15 protein-coding genes are annotated in these 15729 nt (G+C 48.3%); 3 read left to right on the plus strand and 12 right to left on the minus strand.

What is annotated here, in order from left to right; genetic code table 11:
• Positions 1-22: 22 nt before the first annotated feature.
• Entirely contained in the window at positions 23-232 is a 210-nt protein-coding gene (locus L6442_RS31565) for a hypothetical protein (RefSeq protein WP_194235000.1), read from the minus strand.
• Between the two features lie 192 nt (positions 233-424).
• Here L6442_RS31565 and nrdI point away from each other — a divergent pair, with 192 nt between their 5' ends.
• The 3 genes from nrdI (at position 425) to nrdF (ending at position 3894) form a co-directional block, all read left to right on the plus strand.
• Complete coding sequence (nrdI, locus tag L6442_RS31570; RefSeq protein ID WP_212979890.1) at positions 425-784, plus strand: class Ib ribonucleoside-diphosphate reductase assembly flavoprotein NrdI; 360 nt, start codon at positions 425-427, stop codon at positions 782-784.
• Positions 771-2855 (plus strand): class 1b ribonucleoside-diphosphate reductase subunit alpha, encoded by a 2085-nt coding sequence (gene nrdE, locus L6442_RS31575; RefSeq protein ID WP_212979891.1) that lies wholly within the window; start codon positions 771-773, stop codon positions 2853-2855. The genes nrdI and nrdE overlap by 14 nt, the downstream gene beginning before the upstream one ends.
• Before the next feature lie 82 nt (positions 2856-2937).
• On the plus strand, positions 2938-3894 hold the full coding sequence (gene nrdF, locus L6442_RS31580) for a class 1b ribonucleoside-diphosphate reductase subunit beta (protein WP_194234997.1): 957 nt from the start codon (positions 2938-2940) through the stop codon (positions 3892-3894).
• Between the two features lie 316 nt (positions 3895-4210).
• On the opposite strand, the gene L6442_RS31585 is transcribed toward nrdF, so the two are convergent.
• The 11 genes from L6442_RS31585 to rapZ all read right to left on the minus strand — a co-directional run bounded on the left by L6442_RS31585 (position 4211) and on the right by rapZ (position 15603).
• Entirely contained in the window at positions 4211-5326 is a 1116-nt protein-coding gene (locus L6442_RS31585) for a PdaC/SigV domain-containing protein (protein WP_212979892.1), read from the minus strand.
• 335 nt (positions 5327-5661) lie between these two features.
• Complete coding sequence (locus tag L6442_RS31590) at positions 5662-6861, minus strand: DUF2087 domain-containing protein (protein WP_212979893.1); 1200 nt, start codon at positions 6859-6861, stop codon at positions 5662-5664.
• Between the two features lie 153 nt (positions 6862-7014).
• Positions 7015-8067 carry a polyamine ABC transporter substrate-binding protein gene (locus L6442_RS31595; protein WP_212979894.1) on the minus strand — a complete coding sequence of 351 codons (1053 nt, stop codon included), beginning with the start codon at positions 8065-8067 and terminating at the stop codon, positions 7015-7017.
• 64 nt (positions 8068-8131) lie between these two features.
• A complete protein-coding gene (locus L6442_RS31600) occupies positions 8132-8938 on the minus strand; it encodes an ABC transporter permease (RefSeq protein ID WP_212979895.1) in 807 nt (268 codons plus the stop codon).
• Positions 8935-9786 carry an ABC transporter permease gene (locus tag L6442_RS31605; RefSeq protein WP_212979896.1) on the minus strand — a complete coding sequence of 284 codons (852 nt, stop codon included), beginning with the start codon at positions 9784-9786 and terminating at the stop codon, positions 8935-8937. The genes L6442_RS31600 and L6442_RS31605 overlap by 4 nt, the downstream gene beginning before the upstream one ends.
• Positions 9783-10757, minus strand: coding sequence for an ABC transporter ATP-binding protein (locus L6442_RS31610; RefSeq protein WP_194234992.1), 975 nt, complete (start codon positions 10755-10757; stop codon positions 9783-9785). The genes L6442_RS31605 and L6442_RS31610 overlap by 4 nt, the downstream gene beginning before the upstream one ends.
• A 488-nt stretch (positions 10758-11245) precedes the next feature.
• Complete coding sequence (locus tag L6442_RS31615; protein ID WP_212979897.1) at positions 11246-11998, minus strand: SIMPL domain-containing protein; 753 nt, start codon at positions 11996-11998, stop codon at positions 11246-11248.
• 402 nt (positions 11999-12400) lie between these two features.
• Positions 12401-12670 (minus strand): HPr family phosphocarrier protein, encoded by a 270-nt coding sequence (locus tag L6442_RS31620; protein WP_194234990.1) that lies wholly within the window; start codon positions 12668-12670, stop codon positions 12401-12403.
• Between the two features lie 95 nt (positions 12671-12765).
• A complete protein-coding gene (whiA, locus tag L6442_RS31625) occupies positions 12766-13695 on the minus strand; it encodes a DNA-binding protein WhiA (RefSeq protein ID WP_212979898.1) in 930 nt (309 codons plus the stop codon).
• Positions 13696-13702: 7 nt separating this feature from the next.
• Positions 13703-14689, minus strand: a complete 987-nt coding sequence (locus L6442_RS31630) for a gluconeogenesis factor YvcK family protein (RefSeq protein WP_194234988.1) — start codon at positions 14687-14689, stop codon at positions 13703-13705.
• A gap of 14 nt (positions 14690-14703) precedes the next feature.
• Complete coding sequence (gene rapZ, locus L6442_RS31635; protein WP_194234987.1) at positions 14704-15603, minus strand: RNase adapter RapZ; 900 nt, start codon at positions 15601-15603, stop codon at positions 14704-14706.
• Positions 15604-15729 lie beyond the last annotated feature (126 nt).

Consider the following 15729-nt stretch of genomic DNA (forward strand, 5'->3'; position numbering starts at 1 on the left):
CTAATTGGTCTATTATTTTGGCCTATGCTTCTGTGCTTATTCCAAATACTTTGCTGGGAACCCAAAAACTTATAAATTTAAAAACAGGGCTTTCTCCGAGAGTCTGGCACACCAGATTTCGGGGAGAAGCCCCTGTTTTTTTGTTTTCAAATTTTAAATTTTTTTCTTTTGGCGCTTTTGGCCGAATAATAGGATTAAGCGTTAAAAATGATAGATTTCCTGCTTTTTTCACCCTCACACTCCCATCGGGATGTAGACATTTACACATTGACTATCCCAATATATTGAGGTAAAATTCATTTTGCCATCTACATATTGATGAATTCAACCTAAATGATACCACTACGACTTGCCTCTGGAACTAGAAGCAGCACGGAAGGCAGCGTCGTTTTTTATTGCAAAATATCTGTTAGGAGTGATAGGGATGTTGGTTGTCTACGATTCCAAAACCGGGAATGTCAGACGTTTTATAAACAAGCTGAATATGCGGGCCGTTTCCATCGCGGAACAGGAACAGGTGAACGAACCTTATGTTCTTGTGACGTATACGACCGGCTTTGGGCAAGTGCCTGAAAAGGTAAAAACATTTTTGTCCCATAACAGCAAGATGCTGCGCGGGGTTTCCGCCAGCGGCAACCGCAACTGGGGACCGGGCTTTGCCAAAAGCGCGGATACCATCTCCGATATGTACCATGTTCCGGTCATTACGAAATTCGAACTGTCGGGAACATCGCAGGATATAGAAACTTTTGTTGAAAGGGTGCGGACTATTGAAGCATATTGAATTGAACAACGAATTGATGCAGCGCGGTGCGGACGGATATTTTCAATTAGAGAAAGATAAAGAAGCGGTCGCGGCTTTTATGGAAGAAGTCGAAGAACAAACCATGAAATTCGGATCCCTTCGCGAGAAACTGGATTACCTGATTGAAAATGACTACTACGAAAATGTATTTGAAAAATATACTTACGAGGAAGTCGAATCGGTATTTACCCTCACATCCAAAAGCGACTTCCAGTTCCAATCCTACATGGCTATATCCAAGTTCTATAAGGATTACGCGATGAAGACCAATGACAAAAGCAAATATCTGGAGCAATACCCGGACCGCGTCGCCATTGTCGCCCTTCATCTTGGGGATGGAGACGGCGCTAAGGCACTGCGCATCGCGGAAGCTATGATCGAACAGCGCCTGCAGCCGGCAACGCCGACATTCCTGAATGCGGGCAAAAGCCGCCGCGGCGAATTGGTGTCATGCTTCCTGCTGGAAATGGACGACTCCCTCAACTCGATCAACTATGTGCTCGGAACCTGCATGCAGTTGTCCAAAATCGGGGGCGGCGTAGCCGTCAACCTGTCGAAGCTGCGCGGACGCGGCGAACCGATCAAAGGAGTGGCCGGAGCGGCCAAAGGCATTATGCCGGTGCTTAAGCTCATGGAAGATGCTTTCTCCTATGCCGACCAAATGGGGCAGCGCAAAGGATCGGGCGCAGGTTACTACAATATTTTTGGTTGGGATGTCATCGAGTTCCTCGATTCGAAAAAGATTAATGCCGACGAAAAGCTGCGGATCAAAACATTGTCCATCGGCCTGATCATCCCGAACAAGTTCTACGAGCTCGCCGCTCAGAACAAACCGCTTGTCGTATTCGGCCCTTATTCGGTCTATAAAGCTTACGGCCAACATCTGGATGATATGGATCTCGACACGATGTACGACGAGCTGCTCGCCAATGACAAGGTCACCAAAAAGACCGTCATGAGCGCACGCGACATGCTGACCAAAATCGCGTCTACCCAGCTTGAATCCGGCTATCCTTATATCGTGAACAAAACGAATGCAAACCGCATTCATGCGCTGAAAGACATCGGCCAGATCAAAATGTCCAACTTGTGCACGGAAATTTTCCAGCTCCAGGAGACTTCGGAAATCAACAACTATGGCGCAGGCGATATCATCCGGCGGGACATCAGCTGCAACCTGGCTTCGCTGAACATCGTTAACGTGATGGAACGCAAAAAAATCAAAGAGTCCGTACGAGTCGGCATCGAAGCATTGACCGTGGTCAGCGATCTCTCCATAATCGACAACGCTCCAGGCGTGCAGCGCGCCAATAGCGAACTGCATTCGGTCGGCCTTGGAGCCATGAACCTGAACGGATTTTTGGCGAAAAACAAAATCGCCTATGAAAGCCCTGAAGCAAGAGAATTTGCCAGCGCGTTTTTCATGATGATGAACTACTACTCCCTTGAGCAAAGCATGGAAATCGCCCGTGACCGCGGCATCACCTTCCATGATTTTGAGAAATCCGAATATGCGAAGGGCACTTATTTTGACCGTTATCTCGAAACGGACTTCAGACCGAACTCGGAACGGGTGCAAAAGCTGTTTGAAGGCATTGAAATCCCTTCCCCTCAGGATTGGGCCAAACTCAAGGAACAAGTGCAGAAGTACGGCCTGTACCATGCTTACCGTCTGGCTATCGCGCCAACGCAAAGCATCTCGTACATCCAAAACGCAACATCCAGCGTCATGCCGATCGTCGAACATATCGAAACGCGTACATACGCGAATTCCACGACATATTACCCGATGCCTTTCCTGAGTGCGGAAACGCAGTGGTATTACAAATCGGCATACAACATTGACCAGTTCCGCCTGATCGATATGATTGCCGAAATTCAGCAGCATGTGGACCAAGGCATATCGACCGTACTCCATGTCAACAGTAATGTGACGACCCGCGAACTGTCGCGCTTTTACATTTACGCCGCTAAAAAAGGGCTTAAATCGCTGTATTACACCCGGACGAAAAAACTGTCCATCGAAGAATGCACAAGCTGCGCAGTTTAAAAAATCGAAAATACGATAAGGTTATGCAGGGACTTTTCGGGGTCCCTCATTGCCTTCTTCATATAAAAGGAGTTATTGCCTGATGAAAGCAGTAAACTGGAACCGGCCGGACGATGATTTTACCTTGATGTTCTGGCAGCAGAATATTATGCAGTTCTGGACCGATGATGAAATTCCCCTTTCCGATGACAAAATGGACTGGATCAAAATGACCGATGACGAGCGTACGGTCTACAAACACGTGCTGGGGGGCCTGACGCTGCTTGATACGCTGCAAGGCGGCGTGGGCATGCCTAAGGTGCTGGAGCATGTTGAAGGGCTGCAGAGAAAGGCTGTGCTCGGCTTCATGTCGATGATGGAGCAGATCCATGCCAAATCCTACAGCAGCATTTTCACCACACTCGCTTCGACCGAGGAGATTGACGACATCTTCCGCTGGGTAGAAAATAATGAGCAGCTCCAATTCAAAGCCAAGCTGATCGAGTCGTGGTACACCAACATCGAAACCAAACAGGGTCTGTATAAAGCGATGATCGCATCGGTGTTCCTGGAGAGTTATCTGTTCTACAGCGGCTTCTTCTATCCGCTCTATTTGGCGGGACAAGGCAAAATGACAAGCAGCGGCGAAATCATCGACCTGATTCTCCGGGACGAAAGCATCCATGGTCTGTATGTCGGCATTCTCGCCCAAGAGCTGTTCCAGGATTTCACCCCTGAAGATCAGGATCAGCTGAAAAAAGAGATGTACGAGCTGCTGGATACGCTCTATCAGAACGAAGTTAAGTATACGGATGACCTGTACAGCTCTCTCGGCCTTCAGGAGGAAGTAAAAACGTATGTCCGTTATAACGCCAATAAGGCGCTGATGAATCTCGGCTTCGAACCGTATTTCCCGGAAGAGCCGATCAATCCGATCGTTTTCAACGGCATCAGCACGCATACCAAGCAGCATGACTTCTTCTCGAAAAAAGGCAACGGCTACGTCCGCGCAATTAATATCGAACCTTTGACTGATGAAGATTTCGTATTTGACGCCTAATCCAATACATTCATTCATTTATAAAAAGGCGGTCCCGCGAGGGGCCGCCTTTTTCTTGTTTAATACTGAAATTAGTTTTTATCAATCGCGAGTTGGCCGCTACGGTTACGGATCGTTCTTCCGATCACTGTTGCCTCCAAATTTCTCGGATCATATCTAAGGTAGAAATTCGGAGACAGCGTATGCTCGATGTTAGCTTTCCGAAGGAAAGCTTCTAGGCGACCGCAGCATATGCTTCCGAAGTAGCTTTTTTCAAAAAGCTTTTAGCTTCTTCAGATCGATTTCGTCTCCTTCGCTACTTTCGCTTCTATCAGCACTAATTCCCTTGTTTAAACGCCGCGAAAGGGTTGGTTCCCTTCGGAAGCACATCGCCAAAGCTGAATGTATATGTTGGGATTCCTGCCGCGTACGGCGCAATCTCATATTGCTGATAGAAGATGGCGAAGCCTCCTTCTTTTAAGTAGAAATCCGGTTTTTCGTTTAATCCGACTTTGGCGTCGTCAAAAGCAATGTTTTTTGCTTTTTGCTTAAGCATCTTGCCGAGTTTCTGCTTGTAATCCGGGGCCGACTTCAGCAATTCGTCGAGAGCAAGCTGCTTGCCGTCCTTGAGGGAGAAGGTCAAGCCTTCACGAGCCGTACTGCCATGCGCGCCGCCCGTAAAGCTGTATTGATCCGTTACGATGCTGAGCACTCCTTCGCGGTTGAAGGTTACCGCAAAATTTTGCACAAAATCATATGTATGCTCTTCGACGGAGCCATCTCTTTGGGCCGCCTGCTCTTCGCTGTATGCCGCGAAATCATCAGCCTGCTTCTTGAACACCTCATTGATTTTTTGCTGTGCATCGTCTTCAAGCCCGCTTACTTTCGGATAATGGATCACAATGCTGGCATTTTTATTTGTCTTCGTGATCGTTTCGGCGGAGATGCTGATTTTATTCATCGCCTGCTTGCTGATTTCAAGCGATTTCTGGGCAGGATTCCATACCCCTTTGAAGCCCATATAATCATTCAGAACCTTGAACGGCACGTACAAATGGCCATTCAAGTTTTTGGCTCCATAAATATCTTCGTCATCATAACTGTCCAAATAATAGCCGTTAAGATTCGTACCTACGCCATATTGGGACACTTCGAGATTCAGCTTCTGCGTGCCGCTTCCGACGCTGTACGTTTTGGTGCCCGGATTGTAGCTTAGCGGCAGGCCCAAATTATCGCGCAGCACCGTCAGTGGAATCATCGTAATGCCGTTGACAACAATCCCCTTCTGGCTTAATGATTTACCATTATATTTTAGCGTTACAGATGGCTGTACGGCTTGTTTAACCGCTGGTTTGGCGGCTGCATGCACGCTTAATCCTCCAGTAACACCCATTCCTCCAAACAGTACTCCTGCAGCCATAACGGCCGCTCCCCATTTCATTCCTTTATTCATCGGTAAAATCCCCTCTCCCCAAACATTGCTACATATCAAATCAATTTCATAAGCCATATTATACAAAGCTTTTTTCGACTTTTGATGACAAACCCGGTTACAGTATTGTCGTCTCCAAGCTAAAAAAGTATAATTATGTTTACCATTTTGTAGCACTTTTACAACGGGATCTCTTCCGATTGACCTTAACAGATTTTACCTGACATTCATTTTACCAGATTCCCCCTTTATACGTATAGATCGTCAATCATTTATTACCCGCTATTACAAGCCTTGATTGATCGTACACGTAATAAAGAGGAGATGAAAAAGCAGATTAGGGATTATTCTAGGAGTTATTCGCCTCTTGGTCGTCTGTTGTATCCTTTTTCACCATACGGCTGCAGCTTCTCAAGCCAATTCTCCTCCATCTTCTTCACTTTCTCCGTATAAATTTTCTGCTGGCTCAGATCGTTGGCCGCCTGGGGATCAGGCTTGAGCTCCTCCAATATTTCAAAAGCAAATGCTTCCTCGCCAAGTTCTTTCCAATCCTTTTGCAGGGAAGGGCTGACATGAAAGTCGGAACTAAGCTTCGCCTTCTGGCCGTTAATAACCCCAGGCAAATTCATGCCGCTCGTTACGTATATCTTGCCGTTTTCTTTGTTGCGAATTTGAAGCACCCCCATAGGACGCGGCGTGTTCATATATTCATTGACCAATTCTTTTCTTCTCTGATTTTTCATATCCTTTATCCCCTTTCCTTTCCCCTCCGGTTGCTTGACCCAATATTCGCTTCCGTCAGGCAAACGGTCCAAAAATCCGTATTCGATCAACAACCTTCTTAACGTCACATGATCGGCATAACGCGCTTCAAGCAGCTGGTTCACTTCCTTTTCGGTATACATGCGTCCTTCCTCGAAGTCTGCGGCGATATGCCGCAGGATGACAACCCGCCGCTTTTCCTGCTTGGGGAAAGATTGCAGCCGCCCGTTGAGGCCCTCTATAAAATATTTGCTAAGAATCTTTTCGTTTTCTTCTTTCAAAATTGGAAGGCGTTCGCCCAGCTTTCCCGGAAGTGCGGAACTTATCGTCTTGGGAGGGGCGGCGGAACCAGGACGGCTGGAAGGTCTGCCCCCTTCTTCCATTAGCTCCATCACCGCCAGAAACAGCTTCGCCTGCTTCATCTTTTCGCGCAGCATAAAGCGATGGTTCCGAATAGTCGAAGTGCTCCCCCCGTCAAGCTCAGCCACGATATCTTGATCGCTAAGCCCCTCGTTAAACAATCCAATCAGCTTCCGCTGCAAATCGGTCAAACCCGTCAGCTTTTTGTCTAAACTCAGCAAATAATCCAGCATGGAGTCATGCTTATGATTAATGTGGTGGCGCATCGATTTTTCCGCATCATATAACAAGCCGTTGTCCGGATAAATGACCCCTTTCTCCGTTTGATGCCCGCAAATCAGGCATGTGTACGTTTCAAGGGACGGATCCTCCACGTACCCGCGTTTTAAATCATAAATATCGGCATGCAGCAACTGATCGGAAACATGATCCACAAACAAACAACTCCCTGTTACATTTATTATTTATTAGACATTCTATATCAACGTCTATGTTTTAGCAAATATTTTGTTTTAAAACACAGAAAATCCCCTTTCCTTGTTGAAAGGGGATTTCCAGTTTGAAGTCGAGCTTAGCATCGGGCGCGTTTATTCCCGTCCGCTCTTCAGTTCGGTCCAGTAACGGTCGTATACCTGAAGCGTCGCGCCGACGTCGCCGAGCCACTCGGTGCGTTTCATCTCGTCTTCCGTCAGGTTGATCATATGGTTATTACGGTATTCTTCACTGTGATAAGGCATCGCCTTGGCGTTCGGATCGCTGTAGCCGATGGACTCGTAATTTTTCGCGCTGACCTCCGGATCGAGCATGTAGTTGATGAACTTCTCAGCCAGTTCTTTGTTTTTGGCGCCTTTCGGGATGGCGTAGTTGTCAGCGAAAATGGTCGATCCTTCCTTCGGAACCACGAATTCGATATCCGGATTATCTTTGACGATAAAAGCTGCGTCGCCGGACCAAACCGTACCGATCCAGCCCTCTTCCTGGATCATTTTTTGCTTGATGGTATCCGTATCGAAAGCCAGCACGTTCGGCAGCAGTGTTTTCAGATCATCCACGGCGGATTTGATTTCACCTTCATTGGTAGAGCTGTTGGAATGGCCTTGCTTTTTCAGCGCCATGCCGATCACCTCGCGGTTATCATCCAGCAGCAGCACCTTGCCTTTATAGGCAGGATTCCACAGGTCTTCCCAACTGTCGATCTTATCCTTCACATATTTCTTGTTATAGGCAATCCCGGTGACCCCGGACATGTATACGATCGAATATTTATTGCCTGGATCAAAAACCGGATTTTTCAGGGAGTCCTGGATGTTGACGAAGTTCGGAATGTTTTTCATATCCAGCGGCTCGAGCAATTGGTTTTTAATCATCGTGGCCACCATATAATCGGAAGGCTGAATCAGATCGTAGCCGCCTCCGCCTGCTTTGATCTTCGCCAGCAGGTCCTCATTGTTTGCATAGTTGTCGTACGTGATATCGACGTTATATTTCTTCTCGAAATCCTTCAGTACATCCTCGTCGAAGTTATCCGCCCAACTGTAAATATGAAGCGTCTCTTTGGAAGAGCAGCCTCCCAAAGCCGTCAAAGACAATGCAGCAATAGCCCCTGCCAGCAGCAAGCCGGCGATACCCTTTCTTTTCACAGTTACATATCTCCTCTCTTTCCGTTACTCCATTTTTTGGGGTCATTCTATATAATCATTAAATTTAAATCGGCAGCGTTTTATGCTTTTTCTGCCCTTTGCCGCGGTTCAGGAAGAACTGGGCCAGCAGGATGAGCATCACGCTAACCAAAATCAATAGCGTACATAACGCGTTGATTTCCGGCGAAATTCCCCGCTTCACTTGACCGTAGATGTAGATCGGCAGCGTGGTCGAGCTTGGGCCCGCCACGAAAAAGCTGACCATAAAATCATCCAGGGACATCGTAAAGGCAATCAGCGCGCCAGAAATAATTCCCGGCGAAATCTGCGGCAGCGTCACGTACCTGAAGGTGTTCCATCTGGTTGCGCCAAGATCGGACGCAGCCTCTTCAAGCTGCCGTCCCATACCGGCCAGCCGCGCAGTCACGACTACATACACATATGACATGCTGAATGTGATATGGGCGATAATTACCGTCGCCTTGCCGAGCGGAACTTGGATTTGATTAAACAGCACAAGCAGCGACAATCCCATAATAATATCCGGAATGACGACGGGAAGGTACATCAGTCCATTCATGCTGCTCTTCCATCTCTTGCCGAGATTTCGCAGCGCCAAGGCCGCAAGCGTCCCCAGCAGCGTGGAAGCGATCGTAGAGACCACTGCAACCGTCAAGCTGTTCATCAAGGCCTCCATCACATGCCGGTCTTTCAGCAGCGAAGCATACCATTGGAACGTGAACCCTTTCCAGTCCCCGCTCAATCTCGTATTGTTAAAGGAATAGACGATGATCAGCAAAATCGGCACATAGATAAAGATGATCATCAATAGGGAATGAATCCCCAAGAGGGGATGACTTTTCTTATTCATGCTGTCCCCTCCTTCGCACGGTCTGCCCGGGACTGCATGGCCCGGTTAAACAGCAAAATCAGGATCAGCGACGTAACGACGAAAATAACCGACAACGCCGAACCAAACGGCCAGTTACGTGCTCCCAGGTACTGAGCCTGGATAATGTTGCTGATCATCATCGACTTCGCTCCGCCCAAAATATCCGTAACGACAAACATCCCCGTCGTGGACACATACACCAGAACGCAGCCGGTCATAATGCCGGATTTGCTTTGCGGAAGCGTTATATGGCGGAACGCTTTAAAGCGCGTTGCCCCAAGATCGCTTGCCGCATCCAGCAACCGCTTGTCCATCTGTTCGAGCGCAACATAAATCGGCAGCACCATAAACGGAATAAAGTTGTATACCATGCCGAGCAGCACTGCTCCTTTGGTATATAACATTTGCAGCGGCTCATTGATCCATCCAAAATGCAGCAGCAGTGAATTCACAATCCCCTGCGTTCGCAGCAAAAGGACCCAGGCATAGGTTCGGATCAGGAAGTTGATCCAGAACGGAATCGTAATCAATACGAGCCCCCAGGTTTGAATCTTGGGTTTGGCATTAGCAATATAATAAGCAAGCGGATAACTGACAAGTAAACAAATTACTGTCGTCACCACCGACAGAACCAATGTGTCCCAATAAATCCCCAAATACAGCGATTCAAAAAAGGTTTTGTAGCCGCTCAAGCTAAAGTGAAAGACAACATTGCCCAGCGTGTCGCGGCTCATCAAAGAAATGACCACGACAATGACCATCGGGATCAGAAGGAACAGCGCCATCCATAGCAGCACGGGTATCATCAAAAATTTTGACTTTCTCATGCCCCGATGATCACCTCGTCCTTCGGACTCCAGTTCACCCCGATCCGCTCACCAATTTGCCACGGCCTGTCATCCGTAAAATCGAGCGCAATCGTCACCGACATCGGCTCCTGATCCAGATGAACGGTCAGCTTGTGCACATTGCCAAGATATAATACGTCTTCAATGACTCCGGTAACGCGGGCTCCGTTCAGTTCGCGCACAGGCTGCAATTTCTCCGGACGAACGGCAAAAAGCCCCTGGTCTGAAGAAAAAATATTGTTTTCCCCCACAAAGGTGGCAGCAAACAACGTTTGGGGAGCAGCGTAAATTTCCCGCGGCGTTCCAACCTGCTCAACCTTGCCCCCATTCATAATGACGATCCGGTCGGACAGCATCATGGCTTCTTCCTGGTCATGAGTCACGTATACAAAGGTGATGCCCAGCGAACGCTGCAGATGTTTGAGCTCGGATTGCAGATTTTTACGGAGCTGCAAATCCAGTGCGCCAAGCGGCTCGTCCAGCAGAAGCACCTTCGGTTTGTTGGCAATGGCGCGCGCAATCGCTACACGCTGCTGCTGCCCGCCCGAAAGTTGGTGCGGGTAACGCGCGGTCAGTGCTGTAAGCTGAGTCATGGCCACCGCTTCTTCAATCCGCTTTTTCTGTTCTGCCTTTGGCATCTTTTTCATTTTAAGCCCGAAGGCGATATTCTCTTCAACCGTCATATGCGGGAATAACGCATAATGCTGGAATACAAGGTTCAAATCCCGCTGGTTTGGCGGTAAACTGGTCACTTTCTGACCTGCCAAAATCACGTCGCCGCGGGTCGGTGTCTCAAAACCGGCAATCATGCGAAGTATAGTTGTCTTACCACAGCCGCTAGGACCGAGCAGAGTCAGGAATTCTCCCTCCTCAATGTTCAGTGATAGCGGATGCACAACGACTTGTCCTTCAAAATGCTTTTCAATCTGGACAAGGTCAATCATATGCATCAACCCCCTATCGATACTTCTGGATCTTCTGAACCCAACTTATAAACCGAAACTTCATCTACAGACCCTAACATGCGAAAAACGCCTATCATCTGATCTATTGCAGAGGACAGAGCATTAAAATAACCCCACAAAGCGACGCGTGGCCTTCGAAGCCTATTCCGATTACTTTGCGGGGACCCCGGTTCTCTATCTTAAGAAAAAAAAGCCATATCCATGGGTATGGCTTACCAGGCTCGAATTTATTCAATTTATTTGAAGTTTCTCCGGATTCTTCCGGAAACACCCCTCACATGTACAAAAATTCGCATATTCACTATACCGTTTTTTCCCCCCGGGTACAACACTTTTCTGTATGTTAAGGCAGGAAAAAGCTTCATATGTAATCAAAAGATGAATTTTAACACCCGAATACAGCAAAACGCCCGCCCCTGCCTGAGCCATTCATAGCTCACCCGGGACGGACGACTTTTCCTGTCATAAATGTTTTATTTCAGTTCATATTGCACGCTGAGCTGCGTCGAAACCTTGATTTCCCCAGGCGCTACGGCAGTGGAACTCGCCGCATCATTGGCTGCCCCAGCCGCCATTTTCGCTTCAGCAAAAACGACCGGGCTGCTGACATCTCCCTGGCTTACTGACAGCACCAAGCCGAGCTGGCGTTTTGCGGCTTTGGCAATGGACCCTGCCTTCAGGTCGGCATTCGCCATCGCTTTTTGAATCACCTGCTCTTCGTATTGGTCGCGGTTTTCAACGGAAAAAGTGATGTTATCGATATTGTTCGCTCCTGCAGTCGAGGCATCATCCAAAAGCTTGCCGACTTTCGACAGATCCCGGTAAGAAACCTGAAGCGTGTGGTGAGCCGTATATCCTTTTACTTTTTGCCCCTCTTTGTCATTGTAAGTGTAATTGGGCTGTACATAGAAGGACACGCTTTTGATATCCTTGTCTTCGATCTTCCAAGTATTTTTCAAAACATCGTTAATTTTCTGGATTTTTTCGGCGTTGGCTTTTTGCGCGCTTTGCGCCGTATCCGCTTGAGTGTCGACTCCAATCGAAAGATAAGCGATGTCCGGCTTCACAGAAATTTCCCCTTTGCCGACGACACTCACCATATTGCGGTCCGAAGCTTGATCCGCATAGGCGACGGATGATCCCGCGATGCCAGAGACCCCGGCTCCTCCTACCAACATTGCTCCCGCAATCAATACAGAACCTACCGGTTTGATCCATTTGTTCATTTTCATTGACCTCCTCATATATCAAACAGTTTTCCCACGGGTTAAGGTTAGTAAAAAGCCTGCATCGATGTTTCACCGCGGCTTTTCTGTTCTCTCTACCCGTTTTGTCTACTAGACGTTGAGGGTTGGGAAATGTTGCAGATAGGAGAAAGTTTTTCTGCCCAATATTCGATCAAACCAGGGTCTCCAATGGAATTTTTAATGGAATTTTCATACACAGCAGAGCTACGGCCCCGCAAGACTTATAAGTATCGGATAATAAGTAACTTTTTGTAAGATTGGGAAATTAAAACGAGGACATGCCCGTAAAACGCAAAACAGCCATCTCTTCGGTTGAAGAAAAGGCTGTCTTTGAAAAAAGGACCGCAAGAAAAATTCAGGCGGAGTATGAATCAACCCATATTATTGGTTCTCGAGTTCTTCCTTGCCCACCAAGCTGACTAAAGCGTTTACAGCCTGATCTGCGTCCGCGCCTTCGGCACTGATCACGATCTCCGTACCTGAACTGATTGCAAGGCTCATAATTCCCATGATACTCTTGGCGTTCACTTTTTTATCATCTTTTTCCACGAAAATTTCAGACGAGTATTTATTCGCTTCTTGGACGAACAACGCTGCCGGTCTGGCATGAAGACCCGTTTTCAAGCGGACAACTACCGGATGCTTTGTCATGGAAACCTTACCCCCTATTAAGAAATCTGCATAGTTCTCATATCACATTTGGTAACATTATAACATTATAACATGAACGACACTAGAAGAAAAAACTAGCCGTTTCGAATCTTCTCGGCGAGTTCGTCGATTTTGCGCAGACGATGGTTTACGCCGGATTTGCTGACCGTTCCCTTTAGAAGTTCTCCGACTTCCTTCAGGTTCATATCCGGATGCGCAAGACGGATTTCGGCAACCTCCCGCAGCTTTTCGGGCAGGTTTTCAAGCCCCACTTCCTTCTGCAGCAGCTTGATGTTATCGATCTGCCGAACGGCGGCTCCGATGGTCTTGTTCAGATTGGCTGTTTCGCAGTTCACGATCCGGTTCACGGAATTGCGCATGTCGCGCATGATACGTACATCCTCAAACTTGAACAATGCCTGGTGCGCTCCGATCAGGCTCAAAAATTCAATGATTTTCTCGCCTTCCTTGATGTACAGGATAAATCCCTTTTTCCGCTCGATAAAGCGGGCATTGAGTTGAAATTCATTCGCCAGGTCTACCAAAGCCTTGCAGTGTTCTTCGTACATCGAAGAAATCTCCAAATGGTAAGAGGAACCCTCCGGATTATTGACCGAACCTCCTGCCATAAACGCCCCGCGCAAATAGGCGCGCTTGCAGCAGTTCTTTTTGACCAGGTCCGGATGAATATCCGCCCGGAACAGAAAGCCTTCGGAGACAATATTCAACTCTTTCAGTATTTCCTGAACGCGCGCCGGAATACGGACGATGTAGACATTATTTTTTTTCAAACGCATTTTTTTACGGACGAGCAGCTCGGTATGAGCCTGAAAATGCTTTTTGATCAATGTGTAGATTCGTCTGGCAATCGCCGCATTCTCAGTGGATATATCCAAAATCACCTTTTTGTTCGAAAGCTGCACAGCCCCGTTCATGCGGATCAATGCCGACAATTCGGCCTTTTCGCAGCAGGCGTCTGCTTCGATCATGGTCAGTTCTTTTTTTGTCAGCGCCGCAAACGACACGGGTCTCTCACCTCTTTCGTAATATCCAGTCCTGAACCAGCTGATAAATATGTTGGCTCAGTTTCTCGGCATCATGCCGCAAATACGTCCGGAAAAGCACCAACGTATCGGCGATGATCTTATACCCAAGATTCGTCACTTCATCATAATCAAGCTCTACCGGCTTTGCGCCCTTTTCGGCGTATTTGTCCTGCACCTGCGGAGGAATATCCCCGCTGTTAACAATGACGTAGTCGAATAAATGCTTGCCGATATGATCATAAATCGCTTGAAGATGGTCACTGACGGTGTATCCGTCGGTCTCTCCCGGCTGGGTCATGACGTTGCAAACAAAAATTTTAATGGCTTCCGAAGCCATCACGGCCTCTGCGAGCTTGGGAACCAGCAGGTTAGGCAAAATGCTGGTGTACAAGCTCCCGGGTCCGATTAGAATCGCATCGGCTTCATCAATAGCAGCCACCGCCTCGGGTAGCGGTTCTACGGCCGCGGGCTCCAAAAACACCCGCTTGATTCGCCCTCCGGCTTCAGGAATCTTCGATTCGCCGGTTACGATCGTACCGTCCATCATTTCCGCCGACAGCACTACCGCTTCATCAGCCGCGGGAAGCACGCGCCCCCGCACCGCGAAGACACGGCTCAATTCTCTTACTGCCGTAACAAAATCACCGCTGATATCGGTCATCGCAGCCAGGATCAGGTTGCCCAGGCTGTGCCCGGCAAGACCCGAGCCGTTGCTGAAGCGGTATCTAAGCATCTCTGACAGCAGCGGCTCTACATCAGCCAATGCCGTCAGTACGTTGCGGATATCGCCAGGCGGCGGCATCTGCAGTTCGCTCCGCAAAATGCCCGAGCTGCCTCCGTCATCCGCCACGGTGACAACTGCCGTGATGTCCAGCGGCATTTCCTTTAAGCCCCGCAGCATGACGGACAAACCTGTGCCTCCGCCCATAACAACAATGCGCGGACGCTCTCTTTTTTGTGCAGCCACTCTCATCACTTCCACTCTCATTAATGCCGATCACGTTCAGAATCCCGGTGGCTGACCGAAACCGATTCTGTTTCGCTGGTTCCCAGCATTTTGCCCAAATACTCCGCGATGGCCACCGAACGGTGTTTGCCGCCGGTGCAACCAATGCCGATGATGACCTGGCTTTTGCCTTCCTTCCGGTATTGCGGGATCAGAAAATGAAGCATATCCAGCAGCTTCGTCAGGAATGCCTGGGTTTCAGGCCATTTCATGACATAATCGTATACTTCGCTGTCCTGACCGGTCCGCGGCCGCAAACTCTCCACATAATGCGGGTTCGGCAGAAAACGGACGTCAAATACCAGGTCAGCGTCAATCGGAATGCCGTATTTGAAGCCGAACGAAGTAATGTTGACCGACAACGTGTTGCCCTCAATCTGGGAAAATCTAGATATGATTTTATCCTTCAGTTGTGCCGGCTTCATATTGCTCGTATCCAGTACGACGGTGGCTGAGCTCTTCAGCTCTTCCAGCATTTTGCGTTCCAGGCGGATGCCGTCAAGCGGCATGCCTTCAGGCGCTAGAGGATGCCGGCGGCGGCTTTCTTTATACCGCTGTACCAGCACGGAGTCCGTCGCTTCCAGAAAAAGAATTTCGCACTGAATCGTAAAATGTTCTTTGATATAATTCAAGGATTCGGATAAGGCCGTAAAAAATTCACGTCCGCGCAGGTCGATCACCAGCGCCACTTTTGCGATTTTGCCTTTGGACTGTTCAATCAATTCGGCAAATTTGGGAATCAGCACCGGCGGCAGATTATCAACGCAGAAAAACCCGAGATCCTCCATGCTGCGAACCGCAAGCGTCTTGCCTGCCCCCGACATACCAGTGACAATAATCAGGGTGGCCATGGCCGACGCCCTATTTTCATCCTCAAGCATCAGCTTTCCCTCCCTTTAAGTTAGTATCCGGAACATTAAGAACCGAATCCGCATTGGCTTGCAATTCTGATGAAGTCTAGCCGAATAGGTTTGGCATCTCCTTCGGAAGCTTATCTTCTTGAAAAC

It is taken from the genome of Paenibacillus azoreducens (assembly GCF_021654775.1).
GTDB classification, from domain to species: Bacteria; Bacillota; Bacilli; order Paenibacillales; family Paenibacillaceae; genus Paenibacillus_AQ; species Paenibacillus_AQ azoreducens.